We start from the raw sequence: 26664 nt of genomic DNA on the forward strand, positions 1-26664 counted from the left end.
GACGCAAATCCTCTTCCGGCAGGTCAAGAAGCTTGTCTTCATCCAGTTGGTTTAGATCATGATCGCTCAGTTGCATGGCGCACAGAATAAGTCTTGGTGGCTTAAAAATACAGTTTTTTAGTGGGGGTCTGAATAGTTACAGCAATATAACTCTCAGATACTTACCATTCGCTTCTTCAATAGCTGCCCAACGGCGAATTCTACCATCTTGTTGAACAATCTCTTTTATCGGGTGCTCAATGACTCGTTGAATCCATTCAATGTCAATGGTCGCCCTATCGGGACGCTGGCTCATTGATTGGAAGTATTGAGTAAATTTCATCAATCGACATTTAAATTGTTAATCAGTGTTGTAGGCTCACAGCGTTCGCCGAACCCAACGCGCTTGCGTATATAAGCTTGGTTTGAATTTTTTGTTACGCTATTTTTCGTGTTAAGGCTAATGTTTCAGAATCAATATTCTTTAAAGCTTTTTGAATATGATTCACTTCGTTTTCTTCAAAAAGCGCTTCCCCACATTGCGTGCAAACCCAAGCGGGAACCGCTTCCCAGGAAATATGATAGCCATTACGGCCCGCACTGAAGGGTGAGTGACCTTGGATCATTTTACCTTTGCAATGAAAGCATTCCATTTTATTTCCTCACTTTAAAATCCGCTGACCATTGATCTGCGGCGGGCAAATAAGCGTTGATAATCGCCAAATATTCGACTTTCGGCGAACAAACTACATGAATAACACGCTGATCTTTAGTATGAAAAACAAAACAACTCTCGCCTCTTAGATCTTCCGGATATTCTTCAATTATTTCCCCATAAAAAACAGCTTCCCGAATTTAATCTGTTGAAATCATTCTATCCGGTCGAGACATCTGTTTGACCGCGTGAGGCAAGAAAAGGATTTTTTTCTTTGCCGACTCAATGATTTTATTCTTCATCATTTGATCATCAATAGCTTAACGCATCCATGTAGGCTGGGTAGAGCGGAAGCGAAACCCAGCATTTTAGGTTTCGCTGGGTTTCATTGCATTCAACCCAGCCTACGGCCCTTACCTACCATTTCTTGAAAATTAAATATAAACGTAGAGGTATAGCAGTTACGATTAATATTGCATGAGGGATTAGGTTATAAATGAGATACGCCGTTAGTAAGTAATAAAATATTGACTCTATTCCATCCATCTTTTTTTCATAAAAAGGCATTAGAAATATTGGTGCTATTAATGAAAAGATCAAGCATACTCTTTCGAATTTAGATTTATGTATAACTTTACAATATCGGATTACAAGTGCTGCAGGGTTGAGTGTTAGGAAAACCCAGCGCTTACGGCCAGTGTTTTCAATGGGCCTCAACGTTAAGGATTTTTAAGTTTAAACCCAAAGCCACGGAAAATCATTTTTATGCTGGACTTCATACTCATCAATCTTATCAACATGCTTTAAGGTCAAACCGATGTCGTCCAGTCCGCTGAGCAGGTTGCCTTTGCGGAACGGATCAATCTCAAAACTAAAGCCATTGCCGCCGGGCGTGGTCACTTGCTGGTTTTCAAGATCGACAACAAACTTTACGCCTTCGTTGTTGGTGATTTCAGCCATCAATTTGTCCAGTTGGGCCTTATCGGTTTTGATAGCCAGAATGCCGTTTTTAAAACAGTTGTTATAAAAAATATCGGCATAGCTGGTGGATATAATGGTATTGAAACCATAATCGGCAATCGCCCAGGGCGCATGTTCGCGTGATGAGCCGCAGCCGAAGTTGTCACCCGCGACCAGGATCTTGGCGCCTTTAAATGCCGGCTTATTCAACTCGAATTCAGGGTTATCGCTGCCGTCGTCGTTAAAACGCCAGTCGTGGAAAAGGTGTTTGCCAAAACCGCTGCGCTCAACTTTTTTCAAGAACTGCTTGGGGATGATCTGGTCGGTATCGACATTACTGCGGTTCATCAAGGCAGCAATACTTTCATGTTTTTTGTACGGTTCCATAATTCTTTCCGGTCTTTAAAGTTTGCGAATATCAACAAAATGGCCAGCAGCCGCAGCGGCCGCAGCCATGGCGGGCGAAACCAAGTGAGTGCGTCCGCCTTTACCTTGACGGCCTTCAAAATTTCGGTTTGAAGTCGACGCGCTGCGCTGACCTTTGGTCAGTTCGTCGCCATTCATCGCCAGACACATGGAGCAACCCGGATCACGCCATTCCCAACCGGCATCGATAAAAATTTTATCCAGCCCCTCTTCCTCTGCCTGTTTTTTGACATGATAAGAACCGGGTACAGCAATCGCGGTGACCCCTTGTGCTACTTTAGTGCCTTTGGCCACATCAGCGGCAATCCGGAAATCTTCAATGCGGCCATTGGTGCAAGAGCCGATAAAAACCAGATCCACCGGGATGTCGGTTATTTTGGTGTTCGGCGTCAAGCCCATATAAGCCAAGGCGCTTTCGCAGGCTTTACGTTTGCCTTCATCACTAAAACTTTCCGGATCCGGCACAACGCTATCAACTCCGGTCACTTGCTCGGGTGATGTGCCCCAAGACACTTGCGGCGCAATATCGGCCGCATTGAGGATGACAGTGGCATCAAATACCGCGCCTTCGTCGCTAGGCAGCGTTTTCCAGTAAGCCAGCGCCTGATCCCAATAGTCACCGGATGGAGCAAACTCGCGCCCTTTGATATAGTCGTAGGTTTTTTCATCGGGTGAAACCAAGCCGGCTCTGGCTCCGGCTTCAATCGCCATATTGCACAGCGTCATACGGCCTTCCATCGACAGCGCTCTGATCGCCGGACCGGTATATTCAATGACGTAACCGGTGCCGCCTGCTGTACCGATTTTGCCGGTAATCGCCAGCGCAATATCCTTTGCCGAAGCGTATTTTGATAACTCGCCATTGACCACAATCTGCATGGTTTTGGATTTTTTCTGCGGCAGGGTTTGAGTGGCCATAACATGCTCGACCTCTGACGTTCCAATGCCGAAAGCCAGTGCGCCGAAAGCGCCATGGGTCGCTGTATGGCTGTCGCCGCAAACCACGACCATGCCGGGGTGAACAAAACCATGTTCCGGTACAACCACGTGAATGACACCGTTATTTGGATTTTTCATGTCGTACAGGTTCAGGCCGTTTTCCTTGCAATTTTCAGCCATCGTTTCGATCTGCTTTTTGGCAATTGGATCGGCAATGGGCAGATCGCGATTTTTGGTCGGTACGCAATGGTCCATCGTAGCAAGAATACTGTGCGGGTTGCGCACCTTGCGGCCAGCCAACCGAAGACCCTCAAAGGCTTGAGGACTGGTCACTTCATGCATAAGATGGCGATCAACATAGAGCAAGGGTGCCTGTCCAGCCGCATCAACGACAAGATGGCTGTCCCAGATTTTTTCATACATGGTCTTTTTCATAGCGTATTCCAAAGCTTGCATAGCGGCTCAAGATCGAGCGTATGGCGTGTTAGGGGTATTCAAAATGCACAGTAAAACAGTGCGTAACGGATTATTGTCTCCTAAAAGAGATCCTGTTTGCAATTTGCAGTCTCTTCCAATGCAGAATAAGTATGATTTGTAGGATGTGCCGAGGGACGAAGCGCATCAATCGCAAACGATGCTGATGCGCTTCACGCTGTTCAGCACATCCTATTCAGCTTTAATGTTGTGCTTGATACTGCCTTTCATAATACCCAGATCCAGGCCTTAGCACGATATACTATCGGCCTGTTTAGGCATTAATTTCTTCGTTAATTTTTTCCAATAGGTTATTACGGTATGGCAGGCTGGCAATTCTGGATCGATCGGGGCGGAACCTTTACCGACATTGTCGCTTGTAACCCCGAAGGACAACTGGTCACGCGAAAGCTGTTATCGCAAAACCCTCAAAAATACGCAGATGCGGCCTTGCAAGGTATGCGCGACATTTTACAGTTACCCGCTGACGCGCCCCTTGCCAGTTTGATCGATACCGTAAAAATGGGCACCACGGTAGGCACTAATGCTTTGTTGGAACGCAAGGGTGAAGCAGTGGCTCTGCTTGTCAATCGCGGCTTCAAAGATTGTCTGCGCATCGGTTATCAGAACCGGCCGGACATTTTTGCTTTGAATATTCGCCGCCCCGGCATGCTCTATCAGACTGTCATCGAAATCAATGCGCGCGTCAACGCTCAAGGTGAAGTGCTGCAAGGGCTGGATACCGAAGAGGCTCGACTGCAATTACAAGCTGTTTATACTCAAGGTATTCGTGCCGTTGCGATTGTATTAATTCACGCCTGGCGCTATCCGCAGCACGAACAGGCGCTAGGCGAGATCGCCAGAGCGGTGGGCTTTTCCCAGATATCCCTGTCGCATCAGGTAAGTCCTTTACCTAAAATCGTCGGACGTGGCGATACTTCGGTTATCGACGCTTACCTTTCGCCACTGTTGCGCCGTTATGTCGCTCAGGTTACGAACGGTTTGGGCGGTAACGGTAAATCCCCCCGGTTGTTATTCATGCAATCCAACGGCGGCCTGATTGAAGCGTCGGCCTTTCAAGGCAAGGACAGCATACTCTCCGGCCCTGCCGGTGGCATCGTCGGAGCAATAGCTGTTGCCAAACGCGCCGGCATCAAAAAAATCATTGCTTTTGACATGGGCGGAACGTCTACCGATGTTGCGCATTATGCGGGAGAACTCGAACGGACGTTTGAAACGGAAATAGACGGGGTCCGAATCCGCACGCCGATGATGGCTATTCATACCGTCGCGGCAGGCGGCGGTTCAATTTTGTATTTCGATGGCTTGCGTTATCGGGTCGGACCTGAGTCGGCTGGAGCCGATCCCGGCCCTGCCTGCTACCGGCGAGGAGGCCCTTTAACAGTCACCGATGCCAATCTGATGCTGGGCAAACTGCCCTGCTTTCCGGCTGTTTTCGGACCGGACGGCAATCTGCCGCCCGACACCGACTGCGTTCAACACCAGTTTGCCGAGCTAGCCGGCCGCATCCATGCCGCAACAGGCGACTTGCGAAGTCCTGAACAAGTGGCCGAAGGATTCTTGGCGATTGCCATAGAGAACATGGCCGAAGCCATCAAAAAAATCTCGGTGCAAAAAGGTTATAACCTGACGGAATATGCCTTGTGCTGTTATGGTGCGGCTGGGGCTCAGCATGCCTGCAAAATTGCGGACCGGCTGGGCATGCAGACCGTGCTGCTGCATCCTTTGGCCGGCGTTTTGTCGGCCTACGGCATGGGACTGGCGGACTTTCGGGTGCTTAAAGAGCACGCATTGGAACAAACCTGGGACACGGTCAGTTTTGAAAGTCTCAAAAATCATCTGGCTGAACTGGAACAACAAGGCCGCTCGGCTTTACATCTGCAGGGCCTGGAAGACCAGCAGATCAGCGCCCAATGGCGGCTGGCCCTACGATTTCAGGGTACCGATACGTCGCTCACTGTCGACTTTGATGATGACTCGCAAAAGCTAATCAGCAACTTTGAATCCAAATACCGTCGTCAATTTGGATTTTTTTACACTAACCGAGCTGTATTGATCGCTGCGCTGGAAGTCGAGTGCATCGCAAGTGATTCCAATCCGCCTGATACAACGGTATTCAGCAGTCAAAACCGCGACGGACAAGCCGAAATGATCAGTCGAACGTTCAGCGAGAATAGTTGGCACAATTCACCGATTTATTACCGTGACCGGTTGCAGATAGGATCTGCCGTAGCAGGCCCTGCGATCATTATCGAGCCAACCTCGACCATTGTGATTGAACCGGGCTGGCAAGGGGTGTTGCATGCCAACGGCGATTTACTGCTAAGCCGAAGACACCCGCAACGTGATCTGGCGCTGGGCACCCATGCTGATCCGGTATTACTGGAGATTTTCAACAAGCGCTTTATGTCCGCGGCAGAGCAAATGGGCTTTGTACTGCAAAACACCGCTCACTCGGTCAACATCAAAGAACGCTTGGACTTTTCCTGCGCCGTGTTCGATGCAGCGGGTGAGTTAATCGCCAATGCTCCGCATATTCCAGTGCATTTGGGTTCGATGGGCGAAAGCGTCAAAGCCTTGCTGGAAAAACTGGCGGGGCAATTTTTGCCCGGCGATGCTTATTTACTCAATTCCCCCTACGCCGGCGGCACGCATCTACCCGATATTACGGTAGTGACGCCGGTATTTTGCGACGCTAACCGGCAGTTGTTGTTCTTTGTCGCATCGCGCGGCCATCATGCCGACGTTGGCGGCATTTCACCCGGCTCTATGCCTGCCGATAGCCGGTCTATCGACGATGAAGGCGTTATCAGCGACGGACTGAAAATACTGGATCAAGGAAGTTTTCAGGAAACCGAAATTCGCGCATGGCTCAATAGCAACTCTAATCCAGCCCGTAATCCTGATCAGAATATTGCCGACTTGCAGGCACAAATTGCCGCCAATCAAAAGGGTGCCCAGGAACTGTCGGCATTGGTCGCTGCCTATTCGTTGCCGGTTGTTTTTGCCTATATGCAGCATGTGCAAGACCACGCCGAAGCCTGTGTCCGCGCCGTGCTGACCCAGCTTAATGAGGGACGTTTCGAATACGCATTAGATCAGGGCGAAAAAATCGCTGTACACGTTACTATCGACCGCACTCACCGGTCAGCCCACATCGACTTCACCGGCACGTCTGCCCAAATGAGCGGTAACTTCAATGCACCGGCTGCGGTTTGTAAAGCGGCGGTGCTCTATGTCTTCAGAACCCTGGTTCAAGACGACATTCCTCTCAACGCAGGTTGCCTGAAACCGCTGAAAATCACCCTTCCGGAAGGCTGCCTGCTCAATCCGTGTTATCCGGCTGCCGTTGTAGCCGGAAACGTTGAAACTTCGCAATACGTTGTCGATGCACTTTATGGCGCATTAGCTGTGCTGGCTGGCTCGCAAGGCACAATGAACAACTTCACCTTCGGCAATGCACGCTATCAGTATTACGAAACCATCTGCGGCGGCGCAGGTGCAGGCGATGGTTTTAACGGCGCTGATGCCGTCCATACCCATATGACCAACTCACGCATCACCGATCCGGAAATACTGGAATGGCGATTTCCGGTGTTATTGAAAGAATTCTCGATTCGTGCCGGTAGCGGAGGCAGTGGCCGTTATCGAGGAGGCGAAGGCGTTATCAGGCGCTTCGAATTTCTCGAAGCAATGACAACGGGCATACTGTCCAGTCACCGCATAAAACCGCCTTTCGGTTTACAAGGTGGCTCGCCCGGTAAACCCGGAGGGAACCGTATTATCCGGAATGATGGAACGGAAGATCTGCTGGCCGGTTGCGCGGAAATTCTCGTTAATCCGGGCGATCAGATAATCATCGAAACACCGGGCGGCGGCGGTTTTGGTTCTGTTAACAATAATGACTAAGGATAGGGGCACAAATAACTTCCCGAAATAGGGAAGGATTTTTAATAAATCCCTCTTTCTCCCCTTTTTCAAAGCACTGTTCGCGTGAGTAGTTGAAAGTACATCTTTGCCGTCATTCCGGCATGGATTGCCGTAATCCAAGCCACAAGAATGTGAAAGCCCAACGTCATCCATGGCTTATGGACCCGGCAATCCATGCCGGGGCGACACCCATTTTTAACGCAATCACAGGCATTTTCAGGAGACCTTTTTGAGAAGTCCCCACCAATTCCCAGTTTGAAATTTTATATGACTTTAAGGAGTGACTTAAGCCTTGCGAGGAACGCCGTAGACCCTTCCATGGGGGCTTGACGGCAGCATCCCTGCTGCCGGACATCCTCGCAAAGCTTAAGTCACCCCTTTTTTATCGTCCAACCGGAAATTACTGGAAAGCCCCAAAAGTGAACACAAACTGCAGACATTAGTTTAAGCTATGCCCCCGTGAAAATAAGCCCTTATTCTTCAGACAGAAACTGAATCAACTAACTACCATCATGACCCAGAATACGAAACCGGGCTTCTTAGCCAAGGAACACACCATTGCCGGTCCCGGCTTTAATCGCTGGCTGGTGCCGCCCGCTGCATTGTCAATTCATTTATGCATAGGCATGGCGTATGGTTTTTCGGTATTTTGGCTGCCGCTATCCCGGGCAATAGGCATCAAAGAAAGCATTGAATGCGGACCGGAAGTCGGCTTTTTCCAGGAGCTATTTGTTACCAATTGCGATTGGAGCATTGCCACATTAGGCTGGATGTACACGCTGTTTTTCGTGCTATTGGGTTCTTCTGCCGCCATTTGGGGCGGCTGGCTGGAATATGTCGGTCCCCGCAAAGCCGGTGTGGTCAGCGCTTTGTGCTGGTGCGGCGGCATGCTGCTTTCCGCTTTAGGCATTTACCTGCATCAATTCTGGATCATGCTGTTGGGTTCGGGCGTGATTGGTGGGGTAGGCTTGGGATTGGGTTATATCTCACCGGTATCGACGCTGATTAAATGGTTTCCTGACCGGCGCGGCATGGCAACCGGGATGGCCATCATGGGATTCGGCGGGGGCGCGATGATTGGCTCCCCTTTGGCAACGGCTTTAATGAAGTTCTTTGCGACCGAAACCGATGTCGGCGTGATGCAGACCTTGATAGCCATGGCAGGGATTTACTTTATCTTCATGATGGCAGGTGCATTAAGTTACCGGATTCCCGCTACCGGCTGGCAACCTGCCGGATGGACGCCACCCGTTCCGGAGCAAAACAAAACGATGGTAACCCACGGTCATGTACATGTGAAAAATGTATTCAAGATCAAGCAATTCTGGCTGGTATGGGTGGTGTTATGCATGAATGTCAGCGCCGGTATCGGCGTCATCGGTATGTCATCGCCGATGTTGCAGGAAGTATTCGGCGGTCAGCTGATCGGCATTGACAAGCCTTTTACCGGGTTGGATAAAACCCAGCTGGCTTCAATTGCCGGTTTAGCCGCCGGTTTTACCGCATTATTAAGCCTCTTCAACATAGGCGGGCGATTTGTCTGGGCCAGCTTGTCCGATTGGCTGGGCAGAAAACTGACCTTCATTGTATTTTTTGTACTGGGCGGGCTTTTGTACGTTAGTATTCCGGAACTGGCAATGACCGGAAACAAAGCCTTATTTGTCGCCGCGTTTTGTCTGATCTTAAGCATGTATGGCGGAGGATTTGCGACCGTTCCGGCCTATCTTGCCGACTTGTTCGGCACACAAATGGTGGGTGCCATTCATGGCCGCTTGCTGACGGCATGGTCAACGGCTGGAATTCTCGGCCCAGTGGTCGTCAACTACATGCGTGAATATCAATTAAGCCTGGGCCTGCCACGCGAGCAGGTTTACAACCAGACCATGCTTATCCTGGCAGGACTCTTGGTGATAGGCCTGATCTGTAATTTGCTGATACGGCCTGTTGATGACAAGTGGTTTATGACGGGTGCCGAACTGGAAGAAGAAAAGCGCCTGGAATATAAAAAAATACACGCCCATGATGCGGATGAAATGGTTTATACCAACATCCGCAGTCATCCATTAACAGTTTGGCTGGCCTGGTTGGCGGTGGGCATTCCTCTGAGCTGGGGCATAGTCAATACCTTGATCACTGCCGGTAAGTTTTTTTCCTGATGAACCTATGGCAGGTACGATCAGTTCTTAAGTTCGTGCTTCAGCCAAATGCCCTGTCGATTTATTTTTTCACCACACCCAGCGCCATCGCGATATGCGCCAGCTCGGCCACGGTGGACACTTTTAATTTATTTTTGATTTGTGTGCCGTAATTGGCGGCAGTTTTATAGCCCAGACAGAGCTCGTCGGCGACTTTATGCATCGTCAGGCCTTTAGCCAGCAGGCAAAACACATCAAACTCTCTGGCTGACAAGGATTCAATCAAGGCCCGGTAATCGGTGGGATTACCCGCGATAGTTGTGTTTTTTAACAAGCCGTCTTCAATGTACTCCCCGCCTTCAGAAATTTTCTGTATGGCCTCGACCAGAATAGCCGGTGCGGAATTTTTGGTGATATAGCCTTTGGCTCCGGCCATCATGGCCCTGTTCACATAAACCTGTTCATCATGAACACTGAATACCAGAATTTTGGCCTGATTATCCCGGTTGCAGATACGCCGGATGCTTTCCAATCCGCCAATACCGGGCATGGATAAATCCAGCACCATCACATCCGGCTTGTTATCCAGATACAGCTGGCAGGCTTGTTCGCCCCGTTCCGCCTCGGCGATGACCTGAATATTCGGTACGGCGGACAGCAGCAAGCGGAATCCGGCTCGGACTACGGCATGATCATCGACTAATATGACTTTGATGGCTTCATTCATCTTAACGGTACAGTGGCGGTTACGGATAATCCTTTTGAACTGTCGGTACGAATAAAAAAATCGCCTCCCAAACTCTTGATGCGCTCTCTCATACCCAACATACCGAATCCGGACTTGAGCGAATCGGGGGCGCAGCCCTTTCCATTGTCGGAAATGTCCAAAAATAACACTGGACCCTGTTGAGACTCATGGCCCAGAGCCAATTTAATAATAGCCTGACTGGCATTGGCATGGCGCACGACATTGGTCAAACACTCCTGGATAACCCGGAAAACCTGAATCGTCATTTTATGATCGAGACTGTCGACTTCATCAGGACATTCCAGTGTTAATTTCAGTTCGGGATTTCTGACTGCCCATTGATTCAACAGCTCCTCCAGTGTCGCTTTAAGCCCTAATTCCTTGAGACTGATAGGATGAAGACTGCGCATCATGGACCGGACAACGGTAATCAGATGATCACAAATCGAAATAATGGTATCGGCGATTTGATCGGTTTCGGCTTTTTTATTTTTGACTGTAACCGCCATGACTTTGATGGCGGTTAATGATTGCCCCAGCTCATCATGCAGCTCCTGGGAAAGATTTTGGCGTTCTTCTTCCTGAATCTCCAGTGAGTGCTGGGTTAACGCGCTGTTCTCCTTGTTCGCGGCATCCAGAACTTCGGTCATATGATTGATGGCGCCGGCAATACTGTCGTATTCATTGATGGAGAACTCGGGTAATTTCAGATCGTAATGACCGGTTTCAATGTTTTTTAAACCCTCAACGATAACCCCGATAGATTTCAGGGCTTTATTAAATGCCAAATTTACCGCGAGGCAAGTCATCAATGTCATGACGACCAATGACACAAAAAAGGCGAGGCTTTCTTCCCAGACTTCGGAAATTTCATCCAGCGGATTGGCTTTGATCAGTAGCGTAATCGATTGTCCATCCGTTGTCGTCAGCTGTTTTTCAACTTCCGGATACTGGCTGGACACCAGCTTGATAAACCAGCGAGGCGGCATTTCTTTATCGCTACGACGCTCTTGAACAGAATTAAAATTGACGATTTCACCGCTGGGCTTTTTCAGCTGAATCGTCAAATGCCGCGTTTGCCTCATCGCCACAAATCCCGGAAGCCATTCGTTGACATCAAAATTACTGCGTTTGTTTTGGGAAAAACTGAGCTGGACCAGTTGCAAGGTCAGGTTCAATGAGGATTCGACTTCGCGATCGACAGCCCCCCGTGCATGCCAGATAGCGACAGCACCGCCTATCAACAAGATTAAAATGCTGGTCAGGACTATTCGAACATTGATTTGAAAACGTAAGCTCATCGCTTTAGGGGGCATCGTGTTTAAACAAGCATTATCTGGTTACTTGTCACAACAACCTATAGGAAAAATTCTTTTTTTATTTTTGTGATCATCCATAAACGACAAAACGAATGCATTTAAGGTAATCGTATTTTGTAGGAGCGGGCCATGCCCGCGAAAGGGATGGTGGGTCTTTCATTCGCGGGTTCAATCGCGGACATGGCCCGCTCTTACGGATACCATCTATCGCTTCATTTCGAGGGAATTACCTTAACGGTATTGTTGCCAACCCTCTTTCGATGGACGAAAAAAGGCTATATTCGCGTTAATAGTAGGCGTCGCCCCGGCAGGGATTGCCGGGGTCCAGAAGCCATGGATGGCGTTGGACTTTCACATTCTTGTGACCTGGATTCGCTTTCGCGGTCTAACGGCTCCGGCAATCCCTACCGGAAAGACGGCAACTATTAATGCAAACAGAGTTCTCTTACAAGCCTGGACAACCCTATAAAAACTGGGAAACTTCGGTTTAATGAATAAACCAGTCCTCCGAAAAGACCGGAGGACTGGAAAAAGCCGGATTGACTTACTCTTCGGCGGATACGCTAATTTTCTTGGGTTGAACGGCTTCTTTTTTAGGTATTGTGATTTCCAGGACACCGAGCTTTGATCTTGCCGATATGGCATCGGCATTGGCTGTGTCAGGTAGACTGAAACGGCGGTAAAACGAGCCATAGGTGCGTTCGACGCGTTTATAACCTTCAGTTTCGGTTTTGGCTTCCGTTTTTTTCTCGCCTTTTACGGTCAGAATGCCGTCTTCCATACTCACATCGATTTCCTCGGGTTTGACTCCGGGGATATCCGCATACAAGACAAATTTATCCGCTTCTTCTTTTATATCGACTGCAGGCGCCCATTCTGCGGTTGACGTGGAGCCTCCATCAACCGCCGTTTTTTCATGCGCACGCTCCAGTTCTTTTTGTAATTGATTCAATAAACTCCAAGGTTCATATCGGGTGATAGCCATAACAACCTCCACACTAATCAATAAATTATTGGTTTAAACGTTAAGACAGGGTCAAAAATAATCCACCTGACTGTAACTGCCGATAATCCAATCTATCTTCATGTGATCCGATTTTTCACCCTGAAATTTCAACCGGCAGTTCAGTCAGTTATCCATTTCCAACTTGAGTCACAACGAATATAAGGTCTTTCCTTTTCTTTTCAACCCACCCAGTCACGGGCATTTCTAAATAATCGCATCCAAGGTCCATATTCACCCCAATCACCGGGATGCCAGGAATTCTGCATCGTTCTGAAACAACGCTCAGGGTGCGGCATCATAATCGTGAAACGGCCGTCTCGCGTGGTCAACCCGGTAATACCAAAAGGAGAACCATTGGGATTTGCCGGAAACTCCGTCGTCAACTCCCCTTCATTGTCTACATAGCACAAAGAAACTGCCCCGGCTTCTAGTGCAACAGCAGGATCAATATTAAATTCGGCGCGCCCTTCGCCATGAGCGATAACAACCGGCATTCGTGAACCGGCCATACCGGCAAACAAGATGGACGGTGACTCCTGCACTTCAACAAGAGCAACCCGGGCCTCGAACTGTTCGGAGTCATTCCGCATGAAACGCGGCCAATGCTCGGCCCCCGGAATAATTTCCTGCAAACCGGACATCATCTGACAACCGTTGCAAACACCCAAACCAAACGTGTCCTGTCTTTGGAAAAAGGCCGAAAATTCTTCTCTGGCCCGTGCATTGAATAAAATGGATTTGGCCCAGCCGCCGCCGGCACCCAGCACATCTCCGTAAGAGAATCCGCCGCAAGCGGCCAAGCCGGTAAAATCCTTCAGACTGATCCGGCCATGAATGATGTCGCTCATGTGCACGTCTATCGCAGTAAAGCCCGCCCTGTCAAATGCCGCCGCCATTTCGACATGACCGTTTACCCCTTGCTCACGCAAGATGGCGACTTTGGGCCTTGCTGAGTTGATAAACGGCGCACACACGTTTTCATTCGAATCAAAAGTGAGCACCGCATTCAAGCCGGGATCCAGATCATCTCTAATGCGTTCGAATTGCTGTTCAGCGCAATCAGGATTATCGCGTAAAGCCTGCATCCGGTAACTGACTTCGGACCAGGTAGTTTGCAATTCGGCACGCGTGGCTGAAAATATTGTTTGCTCACCATCGAAGATAAGCAAAGACTGCGCAGCCGCAATCTCGCCAATTCTATGACTACAGGCGCCCAGTCCGGCTTCGGTCAATTGAGCCAGAACCCTCTCGCAATCCTGCTTGCGTACCTGCACAACGGCACCCAATTCTTCATTAAACAAGGCTGCTAAAACATCCGACCCCAAGGCGCTGATATTCAGATTAACGCCTAAGCGACCGGCAAACATCATTTCAGCAACCGCAGCAAGCAGTCCGCCATCGGAACGGTCATGATAAGCCAGCAATCGATCTTGTTGATTCAATTGTTGAATCACATTAAAAAACGCTGTAAATAATCCGGCATCGTCCAGATCCGGCGTTTCATCGCCCATTTGCCGATAAACCTGCGCCAATACGGAACCGCCGAGCCGGTTTTTGCCTTGGCCCAAATCAATCAGTAACAGTTCACTATCTTCATCACGCAACTGCGGCGTCAGGGTCCGGGTCACATCCAAAACCGGCGCGAAAGCGGAAACGATTAACGAGACCGGCGCCGTCATGATTTTTTCACGGCCGGCTTCCTTCCAGACCGTTTTCATCGACAACGAGTCCTTCCCTACTGGTATAGCCAGACCTAAAGCCGGGCATAATTGCTTGCCTATGGCTTTGACTGTATCAAATAAGGCGGCATCTTCACCCGGTGCGCCGGCCGCCGCCATCCAGTTGGCCGAAAGTTTAATGTGCTTTAATGACTCAATCCGGGCAGCAGCCAGATTGGTTAGTGCTTCACCAATTGCCATACGGCCTGACGCCGGGGCATTGATAACGGCCAGCGGCGTTCTCTCACCCATCGCCATGGCTTCACCGGTCACCGCATAAAAGCCGGTCGCGGTTACTGCAACATCGGCAACCGGCACTTGCCAGGGCCCCACCATTTGATCACGCGCTACCAGCCCGGTTACAGAACGGTCGCCGATATGAATCAGGAAACTTTTATCGGCTACCGCTGGAAACGACAGGACACGGCGAACCGCATCATCAATCAGAACCGCGTCAAAGTCGAGTGAGCTGTGATGCACCTTCAGATGACTTACATCTCTGTGCATTTTAGGCGGTTTGCCGAATAAGACCGACATCGGCAAATCCACCGGCTTATCACCCAATAATGCATCGCTAAGTTCCAGATGCTCCGCTTCAGTCGCCTCGCCGATCACGGCAAAAAGACAATGCTCCCGCTCGCAGAATGATTTAAACAGTTCCAGAGACTCGGGCCTGATCGCAACAACATAGCGTTCCTGGGCTTCGTTACACCAGATCTGCATAGGCGACATGCCTTTATCGGCATTCAGCACATCGCGCAGCTCAAAGCGGCCGCCACGGTCACAATCATGAATAATTTCCGGAACTGCATTCGATAAGCCGCCCGCACCGATATCATGAATGGACACAATCGGCGACTCATCACCCAGAGAATTACAATGATTGATGACTTCCTGACAGCGTCGTTCCATTTCAGGATTTTCGCGTTGCACTGATGCAAAATCCAGCGCTTCCGAGCTTTCCCCCGAGGTTTGCGAGGAAGCCGCGCCACCTCCCAAACCAATCAGCATGGCGGGTCCGCCTAATATGATGATTAGCGAACCGGGCGGAATCACGTTTTTATTGACCAGCATGGGACGAATATTGCCCATGCCGCCGGCGATCATAATCGGCTTGTGGTAACCGCGGAGAGCGGCACCGTTACTATCAGGAACGACTTGTTCGAAACTTCGGAAATAACCGGCCAGATTGGGCCTGCCGAATTCATTGTTAAACGCAGCACCGCCGATAGGGCCTTCCAGCATGATCTCCAAAGCTGAAGCAATCCGGCCGGGCTTGCCGTTGTCTGTTTCCCAGGGCTGATTTAAACCTGGGATTTTTAAATGGGAAACACTAAACCCGGTCAAACCGGCTTTGGTTGCCGATCCTCGCCCCGTCGCCCCTTCATCGCGAATTTCTCCTCCCGAGCCTGTAGCAGCGCCCGGATGCGGAGAAATCGCAGTTGGGTGATTGTGCGTTTCCACCTTCATCAGCAGATGGGCTTCTTCTTCGACATAAGCATATTCGCCGGTCATCGCATTGCGGATGAAAACCTGCGTCTTGGACCCTTCGGCTACGGAAGCATTATCGTGGTAAGCCGATAAAATGCCGTAAGGGCTTTGCTCCGCGGTATGACGAATCATGCCGAACAAACTTTCGGCTTGCTCAACTCCGTCAATTGTCCAGCGGGCATTAAAAATTTTATGGCGGCAATGTTCGGAATTGGCTTGAGCGAACATCATCAACTCGACATCAGACGGATTACGGCCTAATTTTTGAAAACTATCGGTCAAATAATCGATTTCATCATTGGAAAGCGCCAAACCCAAGTCACTGTTGGCCGACACCAACGCAGCCCGGCCAGACTCGATCACGCCAACCCGCTGTAACGGTTGCGGCTCATGGTGCGCGAATAAGTCCTCTTCCCCTATCAAATTGCTGGCTTTAACCACTTGCGTCATTCGATCATGCAAGGCGGCCCCAATCTTGGAAAGGGAAGACTCACCGAGCGATGACTGGCTTTTCAACTGATATTCGATACCGCGTTCAATGCGATTGACATCAGTTAATCCGCAGCGCTGCGCAATTTCAGTAGCTTTACTGGACCAGGGAGAAATGGAGCCTGGCCTGGGAAAAACAGTCAATTGAAAATCAGGACTGTCTTCAGCCTTTTCGGCCAAACTCTCGCCGTAACTTAACAGCCTGTTTAAAATAGCGGACTGACTTTCATCTAATGGCTGAGTCAGCTCAACAAAATGAACATAATGGGCTGAAACGGTCAGAATTGAAGCATCAATGGATTGCAGCTCGGTCAACAATTTTGTGACGCGAAAACCGGAAAGTGCGGTGGTACCGGGAATTAATAGCATAGTAATAGGTGTTGGAAATTTAAAATTCGGTGAGGACAATCACTGGTTTACAGGACAAACTTGATTTGATGTGCAAACGGATTCAGAGGTTCCGAAGCCGGGTAAGCTAACGCCAAACCCGGCCCAAGGTCCTAATCATCATCAATGTCCTCTTCGATTGCCTTTTGCAAAAGAGTCAGCAGCGCTAAACCTTTCCCTTCGGATAAAGGCTTTTCTTTCTCATCCAAAATAAAAATCTCGGTGAATCCTTCGTACTCGATCAGTTTGACGCGGTATTCAAGCTCAGTGCCACCCCCGGTGGCACCCAACATAAACAGCATTTCATCCCAAAAGGAATCATCCGTCACTTTAAGTTCGTCAGGATCGAATTGAACGATAAAGACGCCATTGGCCCGATCGCGCGAGACGATCTCAACCGACTTCCGGCTGAGTGCCTTGCCCACCACCCGCCAGGTTCTGGACATATTTTCACTCAAGCGCAAACGGTTTCCATCGGTACCCCCAACGCGTTCTACCGTGGCCGTTTCACTTGCTTCTTCAGACTCTCCAGTCTCAGCAGACTCTGCCTGAACAGCTGCCGTGGTGGTGACCGGTTGAGTTACGCTGGCAGTTGGAGACTTTCTGATCGTATGATGCCCGAGATCATCCGGGACGATTAAATCCGGTATTTCAGCTTTAAACTGATAATCTTTTTCTTTATCAGGAAACCAGCTCTTAATCCGGCTGCAACCGGGTCCGGAGCTCAGAAGAATGATTAGTAAAACAGACCTTAAAAAAAACCTGTACATAGGCTACTCGATAACCTCAGCCTGACGCATGGCGGCTCGAACCGTGTCGAAACATTCTTCGGTCAACCAGGTCAACGGCAAACGGATGCCTTGTTTGATTAATCCCATTTCCGCCAAGGCCCATTTAACCGGAATCGGATTGGATTGGATGAACAGATGTCTGTGCAAACCCGTTAATTTGGCATCGATAGCCAAGGCGGTTTCACGATCACCGTCTATTGCAGCATGAATCATCTCGTGAACCAGGCGGGGCGCCACATTGCCTGTGACGGTTATGGTGCCGTTGCCACCCAACAGACAAAAATCGCAGCTGGTTGCATCATCGCCTGAATACAACGCGAAATCGTCACCGCATAAATCTCTGATTTGTCTATATCGTTCAAGTTTGCCGGTCGCCTCTTTGACGCCTACGATATTTTCGATTTCCGACAGGCGCGCTATGGTCTCAGGCAACATATCAACGGCAGTCCGCCCAGGCACATTGTAAAGAATTTGTGGAATATCGACGGCTTCGGCAATCAGCTTATGATGCAGATACAATCCTTCCTGCGTTGGCTTGTTATAATAAGGCGTTACCAGTAAGCAGGCATCGGCACCGGCTGCTTTGGCCCTGCGCGTCAATTCCAGTGCTTCCGAAGTTGAATTGGCTCCGGTTCCGGCAAGAATAGGAATACGCCCCGCCGCGTAGCCGACGATTGCAGCAATCACTTCACAATGCTCTTCCTCATTAAGCGTCGCAGACTCACCTGTTGTGCCTACCGCAACAATAGAATCCGTTCCTTGTTCAATGTGAAACTCAACCAAATTTTTCAGGCTGACCTGGTCTATGCTGCCACTCTCATCCATGGGTGTAACCAACGCAACGATACTACCTTGAATCATGCAAATCTCTCGATGATATTAAAACAAAAAAATGGTCCGGCATTATACCAAGCAAAAAATTAAAACTCAGCTCGATAGTGCATTTATACGTAAGTCACCTGAAGCATCGCAACCAGAGCAAGCAATTTTTCAAACGGATAACAGCTGATTTACCCGGCATGAACCAAGCGCTAAGCCTTGTGATGACCCTTCATGTCCAAAACCTTTGACATTAGATGATTTCGGCATAGACCGCCGTTATTCATACATCAATTGATGAGTTGGGGTAAATGATTTTGGCATCCCCAGTGGAAAATCCAAGTGATGAACTTTATGGCTACAACACCTCGCTTCTCCAAAAATTGCACCTTAATTTCTCAATAAAACCAATCCTCTACACAACAAATCACGCTTGCCAATCTGATTCTCCATGCAGCAAAACAGGTATTACGGTATAATCTATCCCCATAAAACCCTCGCGCTGATGCGCCAATCCAATTTTACAGGTAAATGCATGACCAATGATGATTCAACTTTCCCCACTTTCCGTGAACTAGCACTGATTGAACCTCTGCTAAAAGCACTGGATGATGTTGGCTATGAATCTCCCTCCCCTATTCAAGCACAAATCATCCCCTATGTACTCGAAGGTCGAGACGTGGTGGGACAAGCACAAACAGGAACAGGCAAAACGGCCGCCTTCGCACTGCCGCTGTTGTCAAAAATCGATTTAAAGAAAACCGAACCCCAGGTTTTGGTACTGGCACCTACCCGCGAATTGGCCATACAGGTAGCTGAAGCGTTTCAACGCTATGCAACCTATCTTAAGGGCTTTCACGTACTGCCTATTTACGGCGGCCAAGATTACACCACCCAGCTGAAACAGCTGAAACGTGGACCACACGTCATTGTTGGTACGCCAGGCCGGGTCATGGATCACATGCGCAAAGGCACACTAAAACTGGATGCACTGACCTGCCTGGTTCTTGATGAAGCCGATGAAATGTTGCGCATGGGCTTTATTGATGATGTTGAATGGGTACTGGAACAAACGCCTAAAAAGCGTCAAATCGCTTTATTTTCGGCAACCATGCCTGCGGTTATTCGCAAAATAGCACAAACCCATCTTAACAATCCCGAAGAAATTACCGTAAAAGTTCGCACCTCAACAGCAGAAACCATTCGCCAGCGTTATTGGCTGGTTAGCGGCATTCATAAGTTGGACGCACTGACGCGCATCCTTGAATCCGAAACATTTGACGGCATCATCATTTTCGTCCGTACCAAAACCGCAACGATCGAGCTTGCCGAAAAGCTGGAGGCCCGGGGTTATTCAGCGTCTGCGATTAACGGCGATATGTCCCAGGCTTTAAGAGAACGCACCATCGCCCACATTAAAAACGGTCAGCTAGATATACTGGTTGCTACCGATGTCGCCGCACGTGGATTGGATGTGGAACGTATCAGCCACGTAATTAACTACGACATTCCTTACGATACCGAAGCCTATATCCATCGCATAGGCCGCACAGGCCGCGCAGGACGCACGGGTGATGCCATCCTTTTTGTTTCACCTCGCGAAAGACGCTTGCTCAGCAACATAGAAAAAGCGACCCGGCAAAAAGTGGAAGAAATGGGATTGCCTTCGACAGAAGTCATCAACAATAAAAGAATCAGCCGCTTCAAACAACGCATTACCGACACGCTGGCGGCTGAAGAATTGAGTTTCTTTACTCAACTGATGGAACAATATCAGACCGAACACAATGTTACCGCCATCCAAATCGCTTCGGCATTGGCTAAAATTGTCCAAGGTGATACGCCATTACTGATCAAAAATCCGCCTAAAAGCACTAGAGAATCCAGCAGCGACAGTCGCCCTTCAAAATTTGACAACAGCGACAAACCCGCGCGCGATCGTAGCGACCGCAAACCCAGACGCAGTGGGGAAAGTGACGTAGAAATGGAAACCTATAGAATAGAAGTCGGCCGCAGCCATGGCGTTAAACCCGGCAATATCGTCGGCGCAATCGCCAACGAAACCGGCCTTGACGGCGATCATATTGCGCGCATTAAAATTGAAGAGAATTACAGCACAGTCGAACTGCCAGCCGGCATGCCCAAAGACTTGTTCAATGACTTAAAAAAAGTACGCGTGGCAGGACTGCCGCTTAATATTTCCAGGATGGGCGAAATAGCCAGCAAAGACAAAAGTAAAAAAAGAATGAGTTCCACGTCCAAAAAAAGCAAACGTCCGCAAGAGTAATATTAAAAAACGATTGACGCTTGAAATATCCATTGGATGACATTTGAAATTTCGACCCAATGTCATCCTTGGATCTAATAACAGTCAAAGACTCAAGTCAGCTTAACGATAGCGATAACAGCAGAAACGGTCAAACCTAACGACCAGAACATGAACCTGTCCATGCGCTGGGTAATGATGGTCAAGTGTTTTTCAATTTGCTCAAAGCGTTTATCCACTTGTTCAAAACGCTTATCGACCTGCTCAAAACGCCTATCGACTTGCTCGAAGCGTTTATTCATATCAGCACGCATTTCTTCAAAACGCTTGTTGACATCAGAGCGCGCTTCATCAAAATGCTTATTGACTTCTTCAAACCGTTTATTGCTATTTTCAAACCCTTGCAGCATCAGTTCTCGCTGGTGCTTAAGCTCTTCTTCGACGCGCACGATACGCTCTCGAATATCCAACTCATAACGCACATTGGCATTAGCCGCTTCCGGCCGCGAAGCCAGCGTTTTGTCGATCAATTGCTGAATTTGAATCAGATCTTCTTGGCCCAGTGCCATTTTGAAACTCCAGAAATAACAAATATTAAATAAACAGCGACAAGATCAGCTCTATTGGCATTACTGTCAAAGACTATACTATTAAAGTTAAATTTCATCACCCTATCTAAAATGAATTTCCATTTGGCAAAAACCATTATTACTATTGCCCTGTTCGAACACATAATGATAGGGTTATAAATATAAGAACCCTCAATCATCAAGAGAGCCGCACCTATACGAAAGATTTTTTTAATAGACAAGTACCTGACTGTTCAACCCAATAAACGGGGCTTTCGTCACGTAACTGCATACATCAATTTAAAAATTTATTTTTTATCCATGAGAAATCAAATGAACCCAATTATTCGACAATACCACTCCGGCTTAGCCGTAAGCCTAGCTTTACTGATTATTTGCTCAACAAGCCAAGCGGCAAACTTTGACATTAAGAGCGATGATATATTTGATAAACCTGAACTTAACACCGATACAGACCAAGGATTTTCAATCCTAGAATCATTCCAATCATCTGAAGTGGATGAAAAAAAGGAAAGCTATCAAAGTGTACTTGAACTTGTTAAGCAGAACAAACTCGATAAGGCGGAGGAAAAAGTCAAAGCCTTGCTTAAGCAATACCCAGAAGAATCCGAATATCACAGCTTACAAGCTCTCTTGCAAACATTGAAAAAGAATCCCCAAGGAGCGGTAAAAAGCTACGAACAAGCACTTAAGTTAAATCCGAACAGTCAGATCGCTCTTTTAGGTCTAGCAACCATAAGCTTAGAAACCAATGATCTTAAATCGGCCGAAGACTCTGCAAACAAAGCCTTAGCTCTAAATCCAAAACTAATCAAAGCGTATTTTTTAAAAGCAGATATCGCTTATAAACAAAAAAATGATCAAGAAGTAGAAAGCGCCTTATCGACTGCGCTTAATCGAGTGAAGGGAGATAAAAACCTAGAGACTCAAGTTACTGAAAACTTGTTTAAATTTTACTTACTAAAAAAACAGCCTGAAAAAGCGCTCACCCTTACTCAAAACCTGGCGAAAAACTATCCGGATGACAAGCAATCACTTTCTTTACTCGCAAAAGCTCAAATTCTTAATAAAAAACAGGAAGAAGGCGAACAAACACTTTTAAAAATTATTAACCAGGATGAAAAAGATATAGATCATCGCCTATTTCTCGCCCAAATAACCGGAGACCAGGAGGGCAAACAAAAAGCAGCGCTTGATTTAATTAATGAGGCTTTGAAAATTGATCCTAATAACGGCCCCGCATTAACACTTAAAACTGCTTTGCTGATCAGAACCAAAAATTTCGAAGAGGCTTTGAATCAAGCTAACTACATTGAAGCGCAATTCCCGAAATTAGCCGTAGGTAAAATGCTAAAAGCCGATGTCTATCTTGCCCAAAATGAACTCGAAAAAGCACTGGATATCAATCAACAAGCTTACAAAATTCAACCCAACCCAAAGCTTTTAAATAATATTATCAGCTTGCTTACTACGCAAGGCAAAACAGACGAAGCAATCAAGATGCTAGAAAATTATCTTGATAAAAACAACCAAGATCTGGATGCGCATTTCAAAGTGGCAAATTTATTCTATGTCCAAAAAAACTATCCTAAAGCCGAGTCTCACTATCAATTTATCCTGAAAGAAAAACCGGATAATGCAATTGTGCTTAACAATCTAGCTATGCTTTATCAAGATCAAAACGACCCGAAATCACTTGATTATGCCAAACAAGCCTATAACAAATCACCCAACTCAGCCGCTATAGCTGACACTTATGGAACCTCTCTACTAAAACAAGGCCATAATAAGGAAGCGTTGGAGACTTTAAAGAAAGCAGCGGAGTTAGCTCCAACTGTCTATGACATTCAATTTCATCTTGCCAAAGCTTATGACGCTAACGGCAATACAAAGACCGCAATTGAAATATTAGAAAAAATCGTTTCTATACAGGATAAGTTCACAACTCAAGAATCGGCAGTAGGCCTGCTGAATGAACTCAAAGGAAAATAGAAAATAAACGGGGATTCTTACGCTAATCAAGGATGATTAGCGGATAATTCATCTTAAATCTGATATTTCAACGCCACTGATGACTCTGGAACACAAACTGCGACACATGTTCATAAGGACTTTATTAGCCAAAGCACTTTCATACTTGAGCAGCCGGGTCATTGAAGGCTCATCAAGACTAAGTAATCTAACATTTTCGGTGGCGGCGGTAACATTGGCAGAACGAGGAATGTTCAGAAAATAAGCAATTTCACCAATCACTTCGCCCGGGGTAATAATTGCCAGCAACTGACCATTTCTTCTTACCTCAACAACACCAGAGAGTAATACGAATAGCGTTTTAGCGGCATTATTTTTCTCAATGATATGATCGCCGAGCATACAATCGATAATATGACTCCTCTCAATTACACGCCGTAACTCATCCTCGGTTAATTCATCAAATATTTTTGGCTTATCACTGATTAACAAATCCGTTTGATCATAAATGTTTTTTAAAAACTCAGTCTGGTTACTTGAAGCTTGGCTAAGAATATTGGTTCTTTGCTCTGTAATACGCAATAACTGTTCAGTATGACGACAATGGACCAGATCGTCTTCCCGAGTCAACATTCCAAAAGGTGAACCGACTAATTTAAAATGCTCGTAATCCCCGGCAATCAGCACCATAGGGATAACCAAACCAATACCGGGATAAGAATAGGTGTGTGTAAAAGGGCGAAAACCCAATTTCAAGTAAGAGTTAAGATGATGGGGTTCACAATCCAAAAAAACCGCTTCAGCTTTTTTGTCGAGCACAAAGTGCATGACCTCCTTATACATCCTGAGGGTGGTGGATGATCCTCGATGCTTTTCATCAACCATCAAGCGCTCTACGATGCAAATGTCTTTTTCTTCAAGAATATCGAGGAATGAAGCCAAGCTATAGGCTTCTTTTAGTGTATCTGTAAAAGGCGCATCGCCTCCCCAAAAAAGCCTTAAAGTGCCTATCGGCTGACTGTCTTTGATAGCAACTACCGCTCTGGCAGTTTTATCGTATTCATCACGTAATTCTTTCAGCTCGTGATTACTTTTGTCTTTAAGCCGTCCCATACATTCTACGTAAACTTTGTAACGTAGTTGGTAAGAAGCCCTTAATTCCTCTTCAGTTTCCGCAAATCTAACGCCATCTTCCATTGTATTCACCATTTAGTTAGTCTGAGACTAAATTATTGCTGTCATATACAAGGGATAGTCTAATAGCTCACGCATTATTTTTCACAGATTCAATCACATTTCTGCTTTTATTTAGAAAAAATGATATCTAAAAAAGTTTTTAAGCACTCAATCTAAGCTGAAAACGCTCAGTAAATTGAAACGTTCTATTGTTGACCAACGATTTTCTGGCTTTGTTTAAATTTTTGAGTTTTTGAATAATAGGAAGAGCATTAGCGACTGATAGAGGCGTTTCATTTAACACGACTTTCGTGATTTCTGCTGTTTTGCAGCAATATTGAACGTCCTTGCTTGAAATCAAATAGGCAACAGGCGAACCAACAGCTACTAGATGATCATAATCCCCAACGATTAAAGCCATAGGCACAACTGGTCCAATACTCGGATAGTCATAAATATCGCCAAAAGCCCTAAAGCCTAGTTTTAAATAGGCATTCAAATTGTGCAGTTCGCAATTGAGCAATACCACTTCAGCTTTATGCTGAAGCACAAAATTCATCACCTCTTTGTACATACGCACGACCAGAGATGACCCTCGGCAATCTGGATCAATCATCAGTCTTTCGACAATACAAATTTTTTCCCTTTTAATCTGTTTGAGAAATGGAATGAGCCGGTAATCAGATATCATCGAACCGGCAAAAGGTGCATCACCACCCCAGGATAATCTCAGCGTGCCTGTAATCTTACCCTTTTTGACAGCCATCAAAACTCTGGCGGTATTATCAAATTCATCATACAACTCCTTGTTGATATGATCGCTGTTATCCGCAAGTCTTCCCATGTTTTCCACATAAATACGGTACCTAAGCTTAAAGCAAGCACGCAAATCTTCCTCTTGCTCTACAAATCTTACTCCCTCTTGCATAACCACCTCTCTGCCTGGACATTATAATAAGCTGACAAAGTGTGACTTTATTCACAAACCATTAAGGTTTTATTAAACGGAAATTTAAAAAGGATTAAAAAAATAATTTTTATGCTTTTAACCTCACTCATTTAACCGAAAAAAAACCCTCAAAGAGCGATCCTTGAGGGTTTTCATTTATTTCAGCTCAATTTTAAGCTTTGCGACGACGCAAGCCTAAACCGAGTAAACCAAGACCCATCAGGGCAACAGTAGTTGGCTCAGGAACTGATTTAGTACCGAAGACAACATCCATAGAACCAGAAATTGTTTGAGTTCCTGCTACTGTGAAATTTAAAAACTGGCCTGATTCGAAAGTCAAATTATAGAAAGGAATAGGATCTACAAAATAGGTTGCACCAAAGGCTGTCAGTTGAAAATCGGTGTTAGTACCAAAACTTCCACAATTCACGCCATTAATACAGGTGGCAGATGTAGGATCTAGCGTTCCATTTCCAAAAATTATAGATCCAGATCCAACTTTTAAATCAGCAACACCCGGAGTTACGCCATATGCAGTTTTTCCATCTGCAGGACCTGCAAAAGTAGTATCCCTATCTGGATCTACAAATAGGTCAAAGGTACCGCCGGTAAAAACAAAGTCAGTTGTCAAATCAGCATTAGTGACATAGGTGCCTTCACCTAAAAAGGTTGCATATAATGCGTATCCAATAGTGCCAAAAATATTATTTAATAGTGTACCTTGAGAGTTTGCACCATTAAAAAATTGACCGGCATTGAATATGATCGATGTAAAAAAGTTCCCGGTTGCAGCAGTAACCGCTTCAAAAGTTACTACCTCAGTGTAGCCACCAGTAATTCTGTCTGCAATGACTGTGTTAACATTACCTTCGACTGATGATTCATCGACAGTAAAAAGCGGGAATGCCATTGCGCTTGTGCTGGCCATGCCCATTGCAGCAGTTAAAGTCGCTGCCGCCAAGTTTTTAGTGGTTAAAAGTTTCATTGTTTTCTCCAAAGGTATAAAAGTTTTTTTGTTTAAAGCCATCATGCTCGCAATAATTAATACACCATTTACGCCAAAATAAATAATTTATTTAATATCAAATAGTTAATAAACTTCATTACTTTCTAATAATCTGAAGATGTAAATTTTATCGACAGTTTTTTGGTTTTAAACAAAGGGCTTGGAAACTTAATCTTCAGTTTTGCGCCATTACCCCCCCGCGACTGCAAAATTGCCCTTCTTTTATACCGTCAAATTGGTCGGAATAGGCACCCAAAGCCATTCGCCAAATAGATTTTTACATAACGACTGAGTTTCGGACACCCATTACCCCTTTCTGACTCTCATACCGCCATTTGCCTGACATTAGAGCGTAAAAGAGAGGAGCTAGAGCCCAATAATTTTAAAATTAAAGATTGAATCATTCATCAATAAGCCAT

The 26664-nt window shown here is 46.8% G+C and carries 20 protein-coding genes; 5 read left to right on the top strand and 15 right to left on the bottom strand.

All coding sequences use genetic code 11. The annotated features are described in order from the left end of the window. Positions 1–136: 136 nt before the first annotated feature. From Q7V32_RS19085 to leuC, 5 genes are all read right to left on the bottom strand, one after another. Positions 137–295 carry a hypothetical protein gene (locus tag Q7V32_RS19085; protein WP_304898570.1) on the bottom strand — a complete coding sequence of 53 codons (159 nt, stop codon included), beginning with the start codon at positions 293–295 and terminating at the stop codon, positions 137–139. A gap of 121 nt (positions 296–416) precedes the next feature. Continuing rightward, positions 417–632, bottom strand: coding sequence for a YgiT-type zinc finger protein (locus tag Q7V32_RS19090; protein WP_304898571.1), 216 nt, complete (start codon positions 630–632; stop codon positions 417–419). Position 633: 1 nt separating this feature from the next. After that, entirely contained in the window at positions 634–834 is a 201-nt protein-coding gene (locus tag Q7V32_RS20895; RefSeq protein ID WP_370691487.1) for a DUF4258 domain-containing protein, read from the bottom strand. A gap of 535 nt (positions 835–1369) precedes the next feature. Beyond that, complete coding sequence (gene leuD, locus Q7V32_RS19095) at positions 1370–1981, bottom strand: 3-isopropylmalate dehydratase small subunit (protein WP_304898572.1); 612 nt, start codon at positions 1979–1981, stop codon at positions 1370–1372. A 15-nt stretch (positions 1982–1996) separates the two neighbouring features. Further along, on the bottom strand, positions 1997–3394 hold the full coding sequence (gene leuC, locus Q7V32_RS19100) for a 3-isopropylmalate dehydratase large subunit (RefSeq protein ID WP_304898573.1): 1398 nt from the start codon (positions 3392–3394) through the stop codon (positions 1997–1999). Between the two features lie 360 nt (positions 3395–3754). On the opposite strand from leuC, the gene Q7V32_RS19105 reads away from it, so the two are divergent. Further along, entirely contained in the window at positions 3755–7363 is a 3609-nt protein-coding gene (locus Q7V32_RS19105) for a hydantoinase B/oxoprolinase family protein (RefSeq protein ID WP_304898574.1), read from the top strand. Positions 7364–7896: 533 nt separating this feature from the next. After that, a complete protein-coding gene (locus Q7V32_RS19110; protein ID WP_304898575.1) occupies positions 7897–9540 on the top strand; it encodes an OFA family MFS transporter in 1644 nt (547 codons plus the stop codon). Between the two features lie 61 nt (positions 9541–9601). Here the strand turns inward: Q7V32_RS19110 and Q7V32_RS19115 are convergent, their stop codons facing one another. Beyond that, complete coding sequence (locus tag Q7V32_RS19115; protein WP_304898576.1) at positions 9602–10246, bottom strand: response regulator transcription factor; 645 nt, start codon at positions 10244–10246, stop codon at positions 9602–9604. Further along, entirely contained in the window at positions 10243–11583 is a 1341-nt protein-coding gene (locus tag Q7V32_RS19120; protein WP_370691486.1) for a histidine kinase, read from the bottom strand. The genes Q7V32_RS19115 and Q7V32_RS19120 overlap by 4 nt, the downstream gene beginning before the upstream one ends. Positions 11584–11715: 132 nt before the next feature. On the opposite strand from Q7V32_RS19120, the gene Q7V32_RS19125 reads away from it, so the two are divergent. After that, positions 11716–12015, top strand: a complete 300-nt coding sequence (locus Q7V32_RS19125) for a hypothetical protein (RefSeq protein WP_304898577.1) — start codon at positions 11716–11718, stop codon at positions 12013–12015. Positions 12016–12130: 115 nt separating this feature from the next. Here Q7V32_RS19125 and Q7V32_RS19130 read toward each other — a convergent pair whose 3' ends face one another. The 4 genes from Q7V32_RS19130 to dapA all read right to left on the bottom strand — a co-directional run bounded on the left by Q7V32_RS19130 (position 12131) and on the right by dapA (position 18329). Continuing rightward, positions 12131–12571, bottom strand: coding sequence for an Hsp20/alpha crystallin family protein (locus Q7V32_RS19130; RefSeq protein WP_304898578.1), 441 nt, complete (start codon positions 12569–12571; stop codon positions 12131–12133). A gap of 200 nt (positions 12572–12771) precedes the next feature. After that, on the bottom strand, positions 12772–16659 hold the full coding sequence (purL, locus tag Q7V32_RS19135) for a phosphoribosylformylglycinamidine synthase (RefSeq protein WP_304898579.1): 3888 nt from the start codon (positions 16657–16659) through the stop codon (positions 12772–12774). A gap of 131 nt (positions 16660–16790) precedes the next feature. Then, a complete protein-coding gene (gene bamC / locus Q7V32_RS19140; RefSeq protein ID WP_304898580.1) occupies positions 16791–17447 on the bottom strand; it encodes an outer membrane protein assembly factor BamC in 657 nt (218 codons plus the stop codon). A 3-nt stretch (positions 17448–17450) separates the two neighbouring features. Next, on the bottom strand, positions 17451–18329 hold the full coding sequence (gene dapA, locus Q7V32_RS19145) for a 4-hydroxy-tetrahydrodipicolinate synthase (RefSeq protein WP_304898581.1): 879 nt from the start codon (positions 18327–18329) through the stop codon (positions 17451–17453). A 493-nt stretch (positions 18330–18822) separates the two neighbouring features. On the opposite strand from dapA, the gene Q7V32_RS19150 reads away from it, so the two are divergent. Continuing rightward, on the top strand, positions 18823–20574 hold the full coding sequence (locus Q7V32_RS19150) for a DEAD/DEAH box helicase (protein ID WP_304898607.1): 1752 nt from the start codon (positions 18823–18825) through the stop codon (positions 20572–20574). A 92-nt stretch (positions 20575–20666) separates the two neighbouring features. Here the strand turns inward: Q7V32_RS19150 and Q7V32_RS19155 are convergent, their stop codons facing one another. After that, positions 20667–21122: a hypothetical protein gene (locus Q7V32_RS19155; protein WP_304898582.1), complete on the bottom strand. Its 456-nt coding sequence runs from the start codon at positions 21120–21122 to the stop codon at positions 20667–20669. 333 nt (positions 21123–21455) lie between these two features. Between Q7V32_RS19155 and Q7V32_RS19160 the strand changes: the two genes are divergently transcribed. Continuing rightward, positions 21456–23135 carry a tetratricopeptide repeat protein gene (locus Q7V32_RS19160; protein WP_304898583.1) on the top strand — a complete coding sequence of 560 codons (1680 nt, stop codon included), beginning with the start codon at positions 21456–21458 and terminating at the stop codon, positions 23133–23135. A gap of 48 nt (positions 23136–23183) precedes the next feature. Here Q7V32_RS19160 and Q7V32_RS19165 read toward each other — a convergent pair whose 3' ends face one another. The 3 genes from Q7V32_RS19165 to pepA all read right to left on the bottom strand — a co-directional run bounded on the left by Q7V32_RS19165 (position 23184) and on the right by pepA (position 26266). Then, complete coding sequence (locus tag Q7V32_RS19165) at positions 23184–24311, bottom strand: GNAT family N-acetyltransferase (protein ID WP_304898584.1); 1128 nt, start codon at positions 24309–24311, stop codon at positions 23184–23186. A gap of 139 nt (positions 24312–24450) precedes the next feature. Next, positions 24451–25218: a GNAT family N-acetyltransferase gene (locus tag Q7V32_RS19170; protein WP_304898585.1), complete on the bottom strand. Its 768-nt coding sequence runs from the start codon at positions 25216–25218 to the stop codon at positions 24451–24453. A 193-nt stretch (positions 25219–25411) separates the two neighbouring features. After that, positions 25412–26266, bottom strand: a complete 855-nt coding sequence (gene pepA / locus Q7V32_RS19175; protein WP_304898586.1) for a flocculation-associated PEP-CTERM protein PepA — start codon at positions 26264–26266, stop codon at positions 25412–25414. Between the last annotated feature and the right edge of the window lie 398 nt (positions 26267–26664).

This window comes from Methylicorpusculum sp. (genome assembly GCF_030651835.1).
Classification (GTDB): Bacteria; Pseudomonadota; Gammaproteobacteria; order Methylococcales; family Methylomonadaceae; genus Methylicorpusculum.

Coding starts and splice junctions, on each gene's coding strand:
- Q7V32_RS19085 (WP_304898570.1), bottom strand. CDS start 295: ATGAGCCAGCGTCCCGATAGGGCGACCATTGACATTGAATGGATTCAA.
- Q7V32_RS19090 (WP_304898571.1), bottom strand. CDS start 632: ATGGAATGCTTTCATTGCAAAGGTAAAATGATCCAAGGTCACTCACCC.
- leuD (WP_304898572.1), bottom strand. CDS start 1,981: ATGGAACCGTACAAAAAACATGAAAGTATTGCTGCCTTGATGAACCGC.
- leuC (WP_304898573.1), bottom strand. CDS start 3,394: ATGAAAAAGACCATGTATGAAAAAATCTGGGACAGCCATCTTGTCGTT.
- Q7V32_RS19105 (WP_304898574.1), top strand. CDS start 3,755: ATGGCAGGCTGGCAATTCTGGATCGATCGGGGCGGAACCTTTACCGAC.
- Q7V32_RS19110 (WP_304898575.1), top strand. CDS start 7,897: ATGACCCAGAATACGAAACCGGGCTTCTTAGCCAAGGAACACACCATT.
- Q7V32_RS19115 (WP_304898576.1), bottom strand. CDS start 10,246: ATGAATGAAGCCATCAAAGTCATATTAGTCGATGATCATGCCGTAGTC.
- Q7V32_RS19120 (WP_370691486.1), bottom strand. CDS start 11,583: ATGCCCCCTAAAGCGATGAGCTTACGTTTTCAAATCAATGTTCGAATA.
- Q7V32_RS19125 (WP_304898577.1), top strand. CDS start 11,716: ATGCCCGCGAAAGGGATGGTGGGTCTTTCATTCGCGGGTTCAATCGCG.
- Q7V32_RS19130 (WP_304898578.1), bottom strand. CDS start 12,571: ATGGCTATCACCCGATATGAACCTTGGAGTTTATTGAATCAATTACAA.
- purL (WP_304898579.1), bottom strand. CDS start 16,659: ATGCTATTAATTCCCGGTACCACCGCACTTTCCGGTTTTCGCGTCACA.
- bamC (WP_304898580.1), bottom strand. CDS start 17,447: ATGTACAGGTTTTTTTTAAGGTCTGTTTTACTAATCATTCTTCTGAGC.
- dapA (WP_304898581.1), bottom strand. CDS start 18,329: ATGATTCAAGGTAGTATCGTTGCGTTGGTTACACCCATGGATGAGAGT.
- Q7V32_RS19150 (WP_304898607.1), top strand. CDS start 18,823: ATGACCAATGATGATTCAACTTTCCCCACTTTCCGTGAACTAGCACTG.
- Q7V32_RS19155 (WP_304898582.1), bottom strand. CDS start 21,122: ATGGCACTGGGCCAAGAAGATCTGATTCAAATTCAGCAATTGATCGAC.
- Q7V32_RS19160 (WP_304898583.1), top strand. CDS start 21,456: ATGAACCCAATTATTCGACAATACCACTCCGGCTTAGCCGTAAGCCTA.
- Q7V32_RS19165 (WP_304898584.1), bottom strand. CDS start 24,311: ATGGAAGATGGCGTTAGATTTGCGGAAACTGAAGAGGAATTAAGGGCT.
- Q7V32_RS19170 (WP_304898585.1), bottom strand. CDS start 25,218: ATGCAAGAGGGAGTAAGATTTGTAGAGCAAGAGGAAGATTTGCGTGCT.
- pepA (WP_304898586.1), bottom strand. CDS start 26,266: ATGGCTTTAAACAAAAAAACTTTTATACCTTTGGAGAAAACAATGAAA.